At 34.2% G+C, this 17,019-nt stretch carries 10 protein-coding genes; 7 read left to right on the top strand and 3 right to left on the bottom strand.

The genetic code is table 11. The features are described 5' to 3' along the window. Nucleotides 1–44 precede the first annotated feature (44 nt). The 3 genes from ACJAZK_RS04205 to ACJAZK_RS04195 are packed head-to-tail and all read left to right on the top strand — an operon-like array spanning nucleotide 45 to nucleotide 2,837. Complete coding sequence (locus ACJAZK_RS04205) at nucleotides 45–1,061, top strand: DHH family phosphoesterase (RefSeq protein ID WP_415222762.1); 1,017 nt, start codon at nucleotides 45–47, stop codon at nucleotides 1,059–1,061. Beyond that, the gene (gene gldI, locus ACJAZK_RS04200; RefSeq protein WP_415222761.1) at nucleotides 1,061–1,603 is read left to right on the top strand and encodes a gliding motility-associated peptidyl-prolyl isomerase GldI; all 543 of its coding nucleotides are present in this window, start codon (nucleotides 1,061–1,063) and stop codon (nucleotides 1,601–1,603) included. Before ACJAZK_RS04205 ends, gldI begins: the two co-directional genes overlap by 1 nt. 1 nt (nucleotide 1,604) lies before the next feature. After that, nucleotides 1,605–2,837 carry a peptidylprolyl isomerase gene (locus tag ACJAZK_RS04195; protein WP_415222760.1) on the top strand — a complete coding sequence of 411 codons (1,233 nt, stop codon included), beginning with the start codon at nucleotides 1,605–1,607 and terminating at the stop codon, nucleotides 2,835–2,837. 82 nt (nucleotides 2,838–2,919) lie between these two features. On the opposite strand, the gene ACJAZK_RS04190 is transcribed toward ACJAZK_RS04195, so the two are convergent. Further along, nucleotides 2,920–4,383, bottom strand: coding sequence for an aminoacyl-histidine dipeptidase (locus tag ACJAZK_RS04190; RefSeq protein WP_415222759.1), 1,464 nt, complete (start codon nucleotides 4,381–4,383; stop codon nucleotides 2,920–2,922). 533 nt (nucleotides 4,384–4,916) lie between these two features. Between ACJAZK_RS04190 and ACJAZK_RS04185 the strand changes: the two genes are divergently transcribed. From ACJAZK_RS04185 to ACJAZK_RS04175, 3 genes are all read left to right on the top strand, one after another. Further along, entirely contained in the window at nucleotides 4,917–5,987 is a 1,071-nt protein-coding gene (locus ACJAZK_RS04185) for a DUF3810 domain-containing protein (protein WP_415222758.1), read from the top strand. 133 nt (nucleotides 5,988–6,120) lie between these two features. Beyond that, on the top strand, nucleotides 6,121–9,186 hold the full coding sequence (locus ACJAZK_RS04180) for an amidohydrolase family protein (RefSeq protein ID WP_415222757.1): 3,066 nt from the start codon (nucleotides 6,121–6,123) through the stop codon (nucleotides 9,184–9,186). 10 nt (nucleotides 9,187–9,196) lie between these two features. Beyond that, nucleotides 9,197–10,507 carry an amidohydrolase family protein gene (locus ACJAZK_RS04175; RefSeq protein WP_415222756.1) on the top strand — a complete coding sequence of 437 codons (1,311 nt, stop codon included), beginning with the start codon at nucleotides 9,197–9,199 and terminating at the stop codon, nucleotides 10,505–10,507. A gap of 81 nt (nucleotides 10,508–10,588) precedes the next feature. On the opposite strand, the gene ACJAZK_RS04170 is transcribed toward ACJAZK_RS04175, so the two are convergent. Further along, nucleotides 10,589–11,392: a DUF6503 family protein gene (locus ACJAZK_RS04170; protein ID WP_415222755.1), complete on the bottom strand. Its 804-nt coding sequence runs from the start codon at nucleotides 11,390–11,392 to the stop codon at nucleotides 10,589–10,591. A 121-nt stretch (nucleotides 11,393–11,513) separates the two neighbouring features. Further along, nucleotides 11,514–15,920, bottom strand: coding sequence for a T9SS type A sorting domain-containing protein (locus tag ACJAZK_RS04165; RefSeq protein ID WP_415222754.1), 4,407 nt, complete (start codon nucleotides 15,918–15,920; stop codon nucleotides 11,514–11,516). Nucleotides 15,921–16,116: 196 nt separating this feature from the next. Between ACJAZK_RS04165 and ACJAZK_RS04160 the strand changes: the two genes are divergently transcribed. After that, nucleotides 16,117–16,917, top strand: coding sequence for a TrmH family RNA methyltransferase (locus tag ACJAZK_RS04160; RefSeq protein WP_415222805.1), 801 nt, complete (start codon nucleotides 16,117–16,119; stop codon nucleotides 16,915–16,917). Nucleotides 16,918–17,019 lie beyond the last annotated feature (102 nt).

The raw sequence follows: 17,019 nt of genomic DNA, 5'->3' as shown, positions 1-17,019 counted from the left end.
ATAGGTTAAGAAACCTAAACTGAAAAAACCTATTTTTGTATTCTATGAATAAAGAAGACATCAACAGTATAAAAGAACTCTTAAGTTCACCAAAACAAATTGTAATAATTCCTCATAAAAACCCAGATGGAGATGCTATTGGCTCTACACTTGGTCTTTTACATTATTTAAAACAATACAATCATAACGCAGTAATAATTGCCCCTAATGATTACCCTGATTTTCTAAAATGGATGCCAGGAGAATCTTCTATTCTAAAATATGATCATCAAAAGGAGTCCTGTGATGCACTGCTCATTTCCGCAGAAATAATTTTTACTTTAGATTTTAATTCTCTTGGAAGAATTGGTAGTATGCAAGACGCCGTTACAGCTTCTAAAGGTTTAAAGATTATGATTGATCATCATCAACAACCAGATGATTATGCAACCTATACCTATTCTGATGTTGCCATGTCTTCAACTTGTGAAATGGTATATAATTTCATTGCTATGTTGGATGACACTGATACAGTGAAAACTGATATTGCAACCTGTTTATATGCAGGAATCATGACAGATACAGGTTCATTTAGATTTTCATCAACGACAAGCGCAACTCACAAAATCATTGGGAATCTTATTGAAAAAGGTGCAAATAACGCTCAAATTCATAATAATATTATGGATACTAATAGTTATGAACGTATGCAATTATTGGGCAAAGCACTAAGTAATTTAAAAGTCATTCCAGAATACAAAACGGCGTATATTACATTAACTCAAGAAGAACTTAATACCTTCAACTTCAAAAAAGGAGACACCGAAGGTTTTGTAAACTATGGTTTATCTCTAAAGGGTATTATTTTTGCAGCTATTTTTATTGAAAGTCACCAAGATGATATCATCAAAATCTCGTTACGTAGTAAAGGTGATTTTTCGGTTAATGAATTGTCTAGATCACACTTTGAAGGTGGAGGACACACCAATGCTGCAGGCGGAAAAAGTGATTTAAATATGAGAGATACCATTGACAAATTTATTAGTATCTTGCCTCAATATAAAAAAGACCTCAAAGCCTAATGAAGTATATAATTCTTCTCTTAATCAGTATTACATTTAGTAGTTGTAAAACTCCAGAAGCTCGCAAACCAGAATCGGTTCAATCTGGTTCTTTCTATAAAGAGTCTGCTGCTCGTAGTAAAAAGTTGAACGCAAAAGAAAGTGGCAAAATCGAAGCTATAATGTCTCAAAACCCTGAATATGATTATGTGGCTTCAAATAGCGGGTTTTGGTACAGATATCATACTAAAGTAGAAATAGATACCACTACTGCTAGTTTTGGAGATGTAATTGATTTTAATTACAATGTGAAAGACCTCGACGGTAATACCATTTATTCTGAAGAAGAGTTAGGAGCACAACAATACGTCATGGATAAACAAGAAATCTTCACTGGTTTACGCGAAGGTTTGAAACTAATGAAACCAACAGAGACTGTAACCTTTCTATTCCCATCACAAAAAGCATATGGCTATTATGGTGACAAGAATAGAATTGGAACAAACATCCCTCTAATAGTAAAAGTAACCATAAATAATATAACACAAAAAACCAGTAATTAGAATGAAATTGATTAGCAAAACACTCCAAATTTTTATGCTATGTTTAGCAGTAACTTTGGTCTCATGTAAGGAAGAGTATCCTGATCTAGAAGACGGACTCTACGCAGAAATAGTTACAAGTAAAGACACGATGATCGCTAAATTATTTTACGACAAAGTGCCTGTAACTGTTGCAAACTTTGTAGCATTAGCAGAAGGTAACCACCCAATGATGGGTGACGAATTTAAAGGAAAACCATATTATGACAGCCTTACATTTCACCGTGTTATGGATAAGTTTATGATTCAAGGCGGTGATCATACTGCTACAGGTGGTGGAAACCCAGGATATAAATTTACAGCAGATTTTGACGCTACATTAAAACATGATAGAGGCGGACTTTTATCTATGGCAAATAGTGGTGGGTTTAACACCAACGGAAGTCAGTTTTTTATAACAGAAGTACCTTACCAAAGCTTAGATGCTTTTGATGACGATGGAGAATTGAAACCTTGTGATCAACCAAGAGTAAGCTGTCACTCTATTTTTGGAGAACTTGTTAAAGGAATTGAAGTTCAGGATGCCATTTCAAATGTAGCGGTTGATCCTAGATCTAAAAAACCTCTTGAAAATGTTTACATCTTAAAAGTGACTATTATTAGAAAAGGTTCTGCTGCAAAGTCATTTAATGCTCCGAAGGTATTTGAATCAGAATTACCAAATGTAGAAGCAGAAATCAAGCAAATACAGGACGATAAAAAAGGAAAACTTGAGCAGGAGAAAAAAGAGCGCGATGAGAAAATGGCAACTGCTTCTGCGGAGACAAAATCAACTTTAGAGGAGTACACTACAAAAACTATAGCCTTGGCTTCTGGTCTTAAAAAACATGTATTAACAGAAGGTACTAGCGCAAAACCAAAACCGGGAGATTCTGTAAGAGTATATTACGAAGGGTACTTCACAGATGGTCGTTTATTTGATAGTGACAGAGTTGAAATCTCAAAAAAGTATGGTATGTTTAACCAAAGACGTGCAGATGCTAATCAATATGGTCCAACAGCAATGTGGGTGAGTCCTAATGCTCAAATGATACCTGGTTTTAAAGAAGCTTTAGCAACTTTAAATATTGGTGAAAAAGCATTCTTTTACTTACCATCACATTTGGCTTATGGAGAGCGCGGAAACAGAGGTATTCCTCCAAATACAGATTTAACCTTTATCGTTGAAATGGTTGATGTGATAGAGAAAAAATAATAGTATAGATCACCCATACATTATATTAAAAAAGGCGACTTCAATATTGAAGTCGCCTTTTTTAATATAATAGATATACTTATTATTTCTTTGGAATATTCTTCAATATCTCAAGAACAAATGTCCAATACTTTTGAGCCGAAGAGATCTGTGCACGCTCATCTGGTGAATGTGCTCCTTTGATATTTGGTCCAAAACTAATCATGTCCATGTCAGGATAATTAGTCCCTAGAATACCACATTCTAATCCTGCATGACACGCAGCAACATGAGGCTCTTCTCCTCCATTCAAGTCTTTGTAAATTGGCACTAATACTTTTAAGATATCAGAATCCATATTTGGTGTCCATCCGGGATAATCACCAGATAATTCTACTTCACATCCTGTTAATTCAAATGTAGCACGCAACATATTTGCTAAATCCCATTTAGAACTCTCAACAGAACTTCTAGTTAAACATCCAACCTTAATAGCTCCATCTTTTACAATTACACGCGCCACATTATTTGACGTTTCTACCAAATCTTTGATATCAGCACTCATGCGGTGCACACCATTTAAAGCTGCATACAATGCTCTAGTCAATCCTTCTTGAACTCCTAAATCCATGATTTGCTCTGGAGTCTCAATTTGTGACACTTCAATAACCATATCAGGTTCCATGGTTTTGTATTCTTTTTTAATTTCGTTAGCTAGATCATTTATTTCAGCAACAAAAGAGTCTTTATGAATAGAATCAACAGCAACTATCGCATTACTTTCTCTAGGAATCGCATTGCGAAGACTACCACCATCAATTTCAGAAATACGTAAACCAAAATTCTCAAAACCATCAAACAAGACTCTGTTCATGATTTTATTAGCATTTGCTAAACCTTCGTGAATTTGCATTCCACTATGGCCACCTTGTAAACCTTTTACAGTGACTTTAAAACCAATTTTAAACTCAGGTGTTTCTTCTTGTTCATACGTTCTAGTCGCAGTAACATCGACACCTCCAGCACAACCTACACCAATTTCATCATCTTCTTCTGTATCTAGATTTAAAAGAATTTCACCGTTAAGTAAACCTCCTTTTAATCCCATGGCACCAGTCATTCCTGTTTCTTCATCAATAGTAAACAACGCCTCGATAGCTGGATGAGCAATGTCTGTACTTTCTAAAATAGCCATTATGGTTGCAACACCTAATCCATTATCTGCTCCTAGTGTAGTTCCTTTTGCCTTTACCCAATCACCTTCAACGTGCATATCAATACCTTGAGTATCAAAATCGAAAACAGTATCGTTATTTTTTTGATGCACCATATCTAAATGCGATTGCATCACGATTGCTTTTCTATCTTCCATACCTGCCGTCGCTGGCTTTCTAATAATGACGTTTCTTACATCATCCTCCATCGTTTCTAAACCTAAGCTTTCTCCAAAGTCTTTCATGAATTTAATCACGCGCTCCTCTTTTTTAGAAGGTCTAGGAACTGCGTTTAAATCGGCAAACTTATTCCAAAGTGCTTTTGGTTCTAGTTGTCTTATGTCTTTACTCATATAAAATATATAGTTTAAAATTAAGTAAGATTTTAAGTTTTTTCACTTTGGAAACAGCAACTCAAAAATCCATTTGGCAAAGTTACGAATTGTAGTTCAACTAGACTAGTTTGAGTTAGCTGGTTTTAGAATCTTATTGTAGGAGATTAGTCGACAAGTAAGCTAATCTGAGCATATGTTCCGTAAAAAATGAATTGAAGCGAAGGGTTAAACAAAAATCGTAACAAGATTAAATGATTTCGAAATTAAAAAATACACAGTGTTGACAAGATCAATCTAATTACCCTTACTTCTTATTTTCCTGCCAAAGTGAAAGAAGTTTTTAGAAACATGCGGATCCATTTTGATTTTTTTGGTTCGTTTTTTTATCAAAAAAAATGAATGCAAGAAATTAGATTACTAAACAAAACAATCACTCTCGCTACTCCTGATTGCAGTGATATCCTTTTGGTACAAAAGATTAAACGAAAAGCAGGGAAAAAATCGCTAAAAACTACAGTGATAAGGTTCTAAAAAATACCTATTTTTGAATCATGCTCAAATACAAAAAGCTCATCATCGCCTTTTCTATTATTCCTCAGATTATGCTTCTGAAAATTTTAGCGCACTACCCTAATTTTGTAGAGTCTGTCTATAGTCATGGAATTTATGTTTGGATTTCTAAAGCGATGCGCTATGCCTTTGGTTGGTTACCTTTTTCGGTTGGTGATGTGTTATATACGCTATTGGGTTTGTATATTTTGAGATGGTTGTATTTAAATAGAAAACGAATTATCAAGGATACCAAGCGTTGGATGTTGGATGTCCTATCTGTAATTTCGATTGGTTATTTCGCATTTCACATTCTGTGGGCTTTTAATTATTACCGTTTGCCACTCCATAAATCTTTGGGAATAGATCAAGAATATAGCACCGTAGAATTGGTAAATTTAACGAAGCAACTCATAAATAAAACCAACACCCTACAATTGCAACTCGCTAAAACAGATTCTACTAAAGTGGTTATACCCTATTCTAAAACTAAGATTTTAAAAATGGTGCCTGATGGTTATGATCTACTTTCAAAAGAGTTTCCATATCTAGAATATCAACCGAGAAGTATTAAACGATCGTTATATAGTATACCGCTAACATACATGGGTTTTTCTGGATACTTAAATCCGTTTACCAACGAAGCTCAAGTTGATGGGTTGATCCCTGCCTATAAGTTCCCAACAACGGGAAGCCATGAAGTCGCACATCAATTAGGTTATGCAGCCGAGAATGAAGCAAATTTTATTGGTAGTATGGCTGCAATGCATCATCCAGATGCTTATTTTAATTATTCTGGATATGCTTTTGCTTTGCGTCATTGCTTAGGAGAATTATACAAACGAGACCTCACTATATACGAGGAATTATTGCCCCAACTTCATAAAGGAATTTTAAAAAATTACCAAGAGGTAAGAGACTTTTGGGATGGCTACGAAAACCCCTTAGAACCCATTTTTAAAACGACTTATGATAGCTTTTTAAAAACCAACAATCAAGCAGCTGGTATGGAAAGCTATAGTTATGTTGTTGCCCTTTTAGTGAACTACCATAACGAGTATCCTATGAAGTAATACCCCTATTTACTAAGATTATTTTAAAGTAGAGGTGGTCTATAACTTCGGAAATGTTAAAACTTTATATTTTGTCGATTGATATGTTGTTAATTTTTATCTTTAGAAAGAATTATTAATCAACCACCTTTATATGAATAAAATCAAGTACGCAATAGTACTATGCTTTTGCAGTTTTGCATTATTTGCACAAGACTATTTCCCCAAGAACGATGGTGTAAAAACCAAAAACACAAGCTATCAAGCCTTCACAAATGCTAAAATTTACGTGACTCCAACTCAAATTATTGAGAATGGAACTCTATTAATTAAAGATGGTAAAGTCGTGGCTTCTGGTAATGAAGTGAGTCTCCCTAAAAACACGACTGTAGTAGACTTAAAAGGTAACAGTATTTACCCTTCATTTATTGATATGTACTCTACGTTTGGTGTCAAAAAGCCAGAACGTGCTTCTGACCAAGGTAGAAGTCCACAATATGGCCCAAGTAGATCTGGATTTTATTGGAGTGATCACGTCATGCCAGAAAACAGCTCTAGTGATAAATTTGAATTTGATGGTAAAATAGCAAAAGAATTAATGAAAGCTGGTTTTGGTGTTGTGAATACTCACATTGAAGACGGTATCGTTCGAGGAACAGGAACCTTAGTGACTCTTAATCCAGACGATGGAAACGGATTTCGAATTATAGATCCAAAGTCGGCACAATATTTTTCATTCAGCAAAAGTGTTGCTTCTAGGCAATCATATCCTGGTTCTATTATGGGAAGTATGGCTTTACTGCGCCAAATGTATTATGATGCAGATTGGTATGCTAAAGGAAACAGTAAAACCAAAGACTTATCTTTGGAAGCCTTAAACTCTAATAAAAGTTTGGTTCAAATTTTTGGAGCTGGGAGTCGATTGAATGCTATGAGAGCTGATAAGGTTGGGGATGCATTCGGGATTCAATATGTCATCCTTGGTGGTGGTGACGAATATGAACGTATCGCAGATGTAAAAGCAACAAATGCATCTTATATCATTCCTATAAATTTTCAAAAGGCTTACGATGTAGAAAACGCTTTTTTAAGCAGATCTTTATCATTAAGTGATATGAAAGCCTGGAATCAGGGGCCTGCAAATGCAAAGATATTAGCGGAGAACGGAATAAAATTCACGTTTACATCTCATGATTTAAAGTCACCTAAGACATTCATACCTAACCTTATTAAAGCTGTCGAATATGGTCTTTCAAAAGAAAAAGCATTAGAAGCCTTAACGATTGTTCCTGCTCAACTATTAGGGAAATCTTCAGAAATTGGTTCACTCCAAAAAGGGTCTTATGCAAATTTCTTAATTACATCGGGTGATATTTTCGAAAAGAAAACCAAGCTTTATGAAAATTGGGTTCAAGGACAAAAAACAGTTCTTGAAGATATGAATACTCAGGATCTCACAGGTGACTATGAATTTAATATAGCAGGTGAAGCCTATAAAATGACCTTAAAAGGTACACCTAGCAAATTGAAATCTGAAATTATTAGCGATGGACAAAAAAGAGGATCTAAAGTCTCTTATGCCGATGATTGGATCAATATTTCAATGACGACAAAAGATTCTACTGAACAAAAATTCATTCGCTTAATAGCTAATACTTTCAACGAAAACACACTCAACGGAAAAGCAGTCTATCCAGATGGTAATGAATTGATATTCTATGCTAAAAAAATGGATAAACCAGAAAAGTCTTCCGAAGAAAAAGAAGGAAAAACTAATACTGATGATGATGATGATGATGATGATGATGATGATGATGCTGATGATGATGATGAAAAAGAAGTTGACGGTGACGAATCCGCGACTGCAAAAGAGATCATGCCTATCACCTATCCAAATATGGCATACGGTTTTGCAGAACTTCCAAAAGCAGAAACCTTACTTTTCAAAAATGCTACAGTATGGACCAATGAAAAAGATGGTGTTTTAGAAAATACAGATGTGCTTATTAAAAATGGAAAGATTTCAAAAATTGGTAAAGATCTTTCAGATGGAAACGCTATAGTTATTGATGCTACAGGTAAACATTTAACGTCTGGTATTATTGATGAACATTCGCATATTGCTGCCTCTTCAATTAATGAAGGCGGACATAATTCCTCTGCCGAGGTCTCTATAGAAGATGTAATCGACGATGAAGATGTTGATATTTACAGAAACCTTGCAGGTGGTGTAACTTCTATTCAAATACTGCATGGGTCTGCAAATCCTATTGGTGGACGTTCTGCTATTATTAAATTGAAATGGGGAGAATCTGCTGAGAATTTGATTTATAATAACAGTCCAAAATTTATAAAATTTGCTTTAGGTGAAAACGTAAAGCAATCCAATTGGGGAGACAACGCGAGAAATAGATTTCCACAAACAAGAATGGGAGTTGAACAGTTATATATAGATTATTTCACAAGAGCAAAAGCTTATGATGCTTTAAAGAAAGGCGGAAAACCATATCGTAAAGATATTGAAATGGACGTTATTTCTGAAATTTTAAATAGCGAACGTTTTATCTCTTGTCATTCTTATGTACAAAGCGAAATCAACATGTTGATGACTGTTGCCGATAAATTTGATTTCAAGATTAATACATTTACACATATCCTAGAAGGTTACAAAGTAGCAGATAAAATGGCTAAACATGGTGTAGGTGGTTCAACCTTTAGTGATTGGTGGGCTTACAAATATGAAGTTAATGACGCCATTCCATATAATGCTGCTATTATGCATAATGCTGGTGTTGTTGTTGCTATTAATAGTGATGATGGTGAAATGTCTAGACGTTTAAATCAAGAAGCTGCAAAATCTGTTAAATATGGAGGTGTTAGTGAAGAAGATGCATGGAAATTTGTGACCTTAAACCCTGCTAAATTATTACACATAGACGATCGTGTTGGAAGTATTAAAGTTGGTAAAGATGCCGATGTTGTTTTATGGACAGATCATCCAATGTCAATTTATGCCAAAGCTGAAAAAACCATTATTGAAGGTGTGACTTATTTTGATTTAAAACGTGACGAAATGATGCGTTCTCAAATTAAAAAAGAGAAAAGTGAACTCATCAATGGTATGATGAAAGCTAAAAATAAGGGCTTAAAGACACAACCAATTAAAAAGAAAGAAAAGGATCAAATGCATTGTGATTACTTAGACCATGCACAACACTAAATCAAGACATATGAAAACACTCAATATAAAATTATTGTTCTTTGCATTACTTAGTTTCTCTTTAAGTATTGCGCAACAAACACCAGCTCCCAAACAAAGCAAAACTATTGCAATAACAGGAGCTACAGCTCATATTGGAAATGGTACCGTCATTGAAAACAGTATTATCATTTTTGAAGATGGCACCCTTAAAACTGTTACTGATATGACACTGGTTAAAATGGACCTTTCTGGTATGGAAGTCATGGCTGCCAATGGGAAACATGTTTATCCTGGATTTATTGTACCAAATTCTACATTAGGATTAGTAGAAATAAGTGCCGTGAGAGCTACAGATGACGCTTCTGAAATTGGATCATGGAATCCACATATAAGAAGTTTAATTGCCTATAATACAGAATCTAAAATCGTTGAATCTATGAGACCTAATGGTGTTTTATTAGGGCAAATAACACCTCGTGGTGGACGTATTTCTGGCACCTCTTCTATCGTGCAATTTGATGCTTGGAACTGGGAAGATGCGGTTGTAAAGGAAGATGATGGCATTCATATGAATTGGCCAAACAGTTTCTCTAGAGGTCGGTGGTGGCTAGGAGAAGATCCAGCGATGAAAGTGAATGACAAATATGACGAACAAGTCATTGAAATTAGAGATTATTTTAACGCTACAAAAACGTATATAGTTGGTGATAAATCGGCAACACATTTACCTTATGAGGCTACTAACGGATTATTTAACGGTTCTAAAACCTTATACATCCATGTAGATGACGAGAAAGGGATAACAGATGCCATTAACTTTTCTAATGCTAATAAGGTGTCTAAAATGGTTATCGTTGGTGGTTATGAGGCTCACAAAGTTGCTGATATGCTTACACGCAATAATATCGCTGTTTTATTACAACGTGTGCACAGCAGACCAAATCTAACCGATGATGATTATGATATGCCTTTTAAATTGGCAAAATTATTAACAGATAAAGGTGTGACTGTTGCTTTAGAAACTAGCGGACAAATGGAACGTATGAATTCCCGTAACCTTCCTTTTTATGCAGGAACGACCGTTGCTTATGGCTTAACTAAAGAACAAGCACTGCAGCTCATTACCCAAAACCCAGCTAAAATTTTAGGGATTGATGACACCTATGGAACTTTAGAGGTTGGAAAAAGTGCTACCCTATTTATTAGTGAAGGAGATGCATTAGATATGAGAACCAATATCTTAACCCATGCGTTTATTGATGGCAGACTACTGAGTCTAGAGACACACCAAACCGAATTATGGAAACGTTATTCTAAAAAACTAGAAACAGAGAATTAAAATTAAATTATTTATTAAAAAACCTGTCAAGTTTAAACTTCACAGGTTTTTTTATGAGTTACAATAGATATAAAACTAACTCTATTTTATTCGTTCTGCATTTGAAGGCATAGCGAAGGATGACGCACCTTTTGAAGAGTCCGTTAATACCACGTTTGTGAAATCTAAATCGTTACGTTTTGTCGTTGGTAAATTATTTTCAACATTATACCAAGTCAAACGTTTTGGTAATTTTAATTCGTTGACTGTTTGCCAATCACTATAATTTATAAAATGCCATTCCTTGCTTTTTTCACTAGTAAAGAAAGTCACTGTATATCCCAACCAAACCATTTCTCCTGTTGTTGGGTTGTAATATAAAATGTATTCATCTTCTGGCGATTCTCCTACTCCACTATCATAAGAAATTTTGATTCCAGGATATACTTTACCTTGAAACCTTAATGGATCAACATCCTCATAGATAATACCGTCATCTGCCAAGATAAAAGGCATTGCATAGAAATAAAACATCAAGTTATAATAAAACTTAGGATTCCCATCATACGCTGTTTTATCCTTATTTTTTAACCACACTACTTCTCCATCATACCCAATAGTATGCTTTGGCATTTCAATTATAGAATATCTATTATGTAAATCTGTAGTCGTGATTTCATCACCTGTTTCTTTAGACATTGTGAATTTTAAGGTATTCATTTTTCTCCAAGCGTCAATTCCACCATGTGCATTCAATATATTAGTCATATTTCCTGGATACACACTTGTTGTAACGTCTAGTTTTTCTTCGGAATAATCTATAGATTCAACGGTTTCTGTCGTTTTATTGTCTTTACAAGATGTGAAAACTAAAAGGACTATGAGTAATGCGCTAGTTAATTTCATTGGTCGTTATTTACTTTGATTACAATTATTTTTAATAAATGAATTTGACGAAGTTACTAAGAATTGCTTACAAAAAGCCTCAGAAAATTTTCTGAGGCTTTTTATAAGCAATTAAATTCAACTACTCTATAATCAGTTTTTTAACTCGGCTTTTATTATTTGCATTTAACTTCACGAAATAAAGGCCGCTTTGTAAATCTGCAATATCCAATACAAGGTTATTTCCTTCGGAAATTTGCTCTTCTAAGATGAGCTTTCCTTGGAGGTCAATGATGTTAATAGTTACATTTCCGAAATTATTAGCATTCAATCTAATCGTTACGCTGTCTTTTGAGGGATTTGGGAACATATCAAACGCTATGAAGTTTGAATCCTCTACAGATAGTGCGTCTTCAACAAACTCTGTATCAAATCTATTAGTGATCACTGGTGCGTTAAAGTCAAAGAAAATTGATGCCGTATTTGGGATGATATCTCCAATACCATATCCTGGATTTGGCTTAATTCTAAAATATACAAACCCTTGACTCCCTTCTACATCATCTTGCTCTGCTGGTAAATTGATATCTTCAAAGAACCACTCTAAATCAGTGTCTGTTCTTGTGACGACATAATCATGACTAGACCTCAACATCTGGAATGTAGACTCATCTAATTGACTATCTAAAGCATCATCAATTCTAATGAATGTTGCTGGAAATGTTCCTAAATTTTGAAAACGAATGGTATAATACAACCACTGATCTGATGCTGCGAAGTCGTCATAATTAACTCGAGGGCCGTGAGATTCTCTTTTATCGTTAGGATCCCAAGACCCGACAACAACTTCAGATAATGTAGAATAGTTATTACTAGCGACTAAATCATTAGTATCTGTAACATAGTTTGCAGTATTAGTTACGATTTCACCTAATTCTATTTCTGCAGGGCACGTAAATGAAATCTGTAAAAACTCTACCTCTCCAGGTTGAAGATTTACAAAATCTACTATAAAACCTGTTACTGTAGTGTTAATAACATAGTTAGGATTAACAAATGTTACTCCATTATAAATAAGTTGCGGATCTGCAGTAAATTCTACACTACCAGAAACTATTGTTGTAAGGCCTAAATTTTCAAGTAATAAGTAATTAATATGATTAAATCCTGGTCTTGGTGGTACTCCATAGTTAATAATGTAAACCGCTAAGTCTTCACAGCTTTGTTCCTCTACAACTGCAAAATCTATAACTTCAGAAGTGCCATTAGCGACACTAACATTATCAAATGTACTAGTAGTAATATCATAACACGGTAAAGACTCTTCATATAAATTAAATGTAACATTATAAAGATCTGTTTCACTAGTACTCAATATTTGAAATGAGCCAGTTGAAGAATTTACGATATTAATAGTTCCGTCGTTATTCTTTTCATAAGTAAAATAACCGTTATAGAAACTTGGCTCTGATGTGTCAAAAACGTTATTTCCGTTAGCATCTGCGAACGCGTTTACTTCAATTATTCCTAAAGAAGTTGAGCAATACACATCAAAATCAAACTGAACTGTACAACAATCATTTCCGCCTGCACAACTCACCGTATTATCTGAATCAAAAGCTACTATAATAGTACCTCCAGAAGATGTATAAGTCAAACCTGAAAAATCTCCATCATTTCCATAAGGTAACGCAGGATTCATTACAGAACCATCTGAATCTAATATGGTGATTTCATCAAAATTGACTTCGGTAGTTCCTGCATTAAAGAAAATAGTTAATGGTTCTTCACTATCGCTTTGAAAGCTAAACTCTGTTGTATCACTATTATCGTAGCAATACACTGTATTTACAGCTCCATCATCACAAACCACAGTTTGATTTGGATTAGCTCTTGTTGTGAAACTTTCTTCGTTACAATCTAAAGCGTCACCATTACCATTGTATGCTATAATAGTTACGTAATATGTTGTTTCATAAGCTAACGTTCCAACATCATAGGTTAAAACATTACCTACGTCTTGGTTATCCAAAATTTCTGTTCCTTCAGAGGTAATACCAAGAGATAATTTATAACCTACCAACAGCCCTGAAGCTGCTGTCCAACTTAGATTGTCGTTTTCATTCACATCAATTGCACCATTAATTGGTGTTGTTAAAACTGATACACAGTTTGGCACTGCACTAAAGTCAACACAATTGACATCATAATTAATAGGTATATAGTTTTGATCTGCACAGGCGAAAACGTCATCAGAATCAACATAAATTGTAAGTGTGTCTCCTGTAGACATAAAAGTTAATCCAGCAAGGTCTCCATCGTTTCCGTAACCAGAGTATAATAATGTTCCGTCAGAATCTAAAACTGTGAGTTCATCCCAATCTGTTTCTACTTGACCAGAATTAAAAACCACTTGCACAGGAGAACCATCTGTACTTGTATACGTGTATTCGTCTGCAGAGTTAAGTTCGTAACAGTACGTGTTATTTACTGCATCATCACCACAAATAATATCTATTGGGCAATTTTCTGATATGATATTAAAAATCTCTATTGAGAAACATGAATTGCTAATATTTTGCACAACAACAAAAATCATTTCAGGACTTGACGATGATGTATACTGTTCTGGTATATCAATAGCATTAGTTTGATTAAAAGCATCATTAGTTGTTAAATGAAAACTAAAATTAAAATTGGTTGAATCTTCTCCATTTAATAATTGAGGATAGACAGATGTTAAATCAAAAACACCATTTGCTTCACATGAATTGATATTGTCTGGTTGAGTAGTTACCGGTGATTCTCCTTCTTCAACAAATACTTCTGCAAAATTTGAACAACCGGTCATGGTATCTGTCACGGTAACCGAATAAGTTCCAACTTCAAAAACCACAATTTCAGGATCAGTTTGACCATTACTCCATACATAGGTTAGGTTTCCTCCAGATGTTCCATTTACAAAAGGTGTCAACACTACTTCTTGTCCAGAACAAATGGCATAGAATTCTTCAAAAATTATTTCCGGAGTCACATTAAAGTTCACAAATATGTTCACAATCACATGATTTCCAGAAGAATTCTCTATAATTATTACAAAAATCGTAGATGAATTTCCACTTACTGTATAAGCTTCTGGATTTGTTAATGGATTATTTTGAGCGTCTGCATCTGCTTGTGATAGATAATATTCAAAGCTAAAATCTGTAGTATTTTGATCATTAACCATATCACTTTCATTGATTGTCAAATCAATATCAATTGGAACATTAGGATTATCTCCACAAATACTTGTAGTTACTGATGTCGCAGAAATACAATTGACATCTACAATCAACTCAAGTAGAACTACTGTAAAACAATCTCCAAATAAAGGAGACACTCTAACGTGCAAGACTTGATTTGATTGTGTAATATTATTATATGGAGAAACTAATGGATTAACATTATTGACAGCCTCGCTTTCTGTTTCATAAAATGTAACTAGAAGTGTTGCGTTATCAACTCCATTAGTGATTTCTGCTACTTTGTCTTCTAAATTAAAAGCTGCAAAACCGTCATCATCGTCATCACAAACAACTAAAGGTGTTGGAGATGTAATACCACTAAAATCACTTATAATAACCTCAAAATCTGTAAAAAAAGAACAATTTGATTCTGTAAATACTGAGAATGTATAAAAACCTGTTTGGGATACTTGCAATGAAGGTCCTGTTTCGTCTGGAAGAATAAATCCATCATAATACCAATTGTAAAAGTAGCTTGGATCATTTAACCCAGAATCAACTATAATTGATGATCCATCACAAATTTCATAAACATCTAATAAGTTAGGTAATGGTGATACGTCAATTATAAGATTAAAAGAGACTTGCTCTATATTACCTGTAGTATTGTTAATAACCGTCACATAGATGGTTTGAGGGTTTGTAATATTTGTATAAGGGCTACTCAAGGGATTCACCATAGAATCTGCATTCTGCTGTGTCTCATAATACGTTACTTGAAAATTACTAGGACTTAAACCAGATAAAATTTCTTGATCTTTTACTGTTAAATCAAACTCATAAAACCCATCTAAATCATTATCACAAACCATATAGTCTGTAGGTTGATTGATTACAAACTCTTGAGCAGTACAAAGAACTTCAGCAGTCCAACCTGTCGTTGTACCAACAGCATTACTAATGAATGTAATAGTTAAACAGCCAGAAGAATTTTCTGCTGTTACAAACCCTGGACTATCTACTCCAGAATACGAACCAATTAACAGACTATTTATGGTATCACCATCGTAAATACTTAGAAAATCTGTGTTAAACTGCGTTGAAAATTCTAAAAATTCAATAGACACTAATTCGTTATCATTTGACGGACATAAAGTCAATGTGAGATTTTCATTACTATCGTAATTAGCATTAGAGCCTCCAGAATCGGTTAGTACAAAATCACATTCTGTCCAAGCCCCATTTTGCATGACGAGTTCTTGAGCATTAGTAAAAAAAGAAATAATAAGGGCAAATAGCAGAAGATGTAATTTTGATTTCATAAACATGTGTTTGATTGGTCGTTACAAATTACAAATCTAAAACGATTGATAAAAATTTGTATATTATTATAACAGCTTTATTCTTGATTTTCCTACCCTTTGATTAATACACAGTAATTCTATTTATAGATTAACGTAGTATATGTTTGATAAAATGTAAATTTGTTCTCTTCAAAACATTTTGAATTATAACATAATGCAGTATAAAGAAATCACGAGCACACAAAACCTACTAGTAAAACAAATTCATGTTTTAAAAGAAAAATCTCGTGAGCGTAAAAAAACAGGTCTATTTATTATTGAAGGTCGGCGCGAATTAATACTAGCCACAAAGGCTAATTATACGATTAAGACTATATTATTTTATCCAGATTTGGTTTCTAATGAGGATTTAAATTCTTTAATTTCTTCTGAAATTGAACGCATCCAAATCTCTAGAGACGTGTTTGAAAAATTGGCTTATCGAAGTTCTACAGAAGGCATTATAGCTATTGCTGAAATGAAACAGCATAAACTACAAGATTTAAAATTTCCGAAGACAAACCCCTTAATACTCGTTGCCGAAGCTCCGGAGAAACCTGGGAATATTGGAGCCATTCTTCGCACTGCAGATGCTGCTCATGTAGATGCTGTGATAATTGCTAACCCAAAAGGTGATTTGTACAACCCAAATATTATAAGATCTAGCGTAGGTTGCGTGTTTACGAATCAAATAGCAGTTGGTGAGACGAGTGAGATTATTGAATTTTTAAAAGACCATAAGATTTCTATTTATAGTGCCATTTTACAAGACGCTGTTAATTATCATGAGCAAGATTACACACAATCTACTGCAATTGTGGTCGGCACAGAAGCCGATGGCTTAAGTGACCCATGGCGAAAAGCTTCTACTCAAAACATAAAAATTCCAATGCAAGGTGAGATTGATAGCATGAATGTTTCTGTGGCAGCAGGGATTTTGATTTTTGAAGTTAAAAGGCAACGTGGTTTCGAGTAGTCTTCCCTATTGATTATTTGAAAATTCGTTTATTAATATTACCATTTTCAGAAGTTAATTTCACTAGGTACTTTCAATGAAACTATATTCTCATTTTAGTAA

This window comes from Psychroserpens sp. (assembly GCF_047633235.1).
GTDB lineage: Bacteria > Bacteroidota > Bacteroidia > Flavobacteriales > Flavobacteriaceae > Psychroserpens.
The sequence above is the reverse complement of the archived record's forward strand: the minus strand, read 5'-3'. Positions and strand labels throughout refer to the sequence as shown.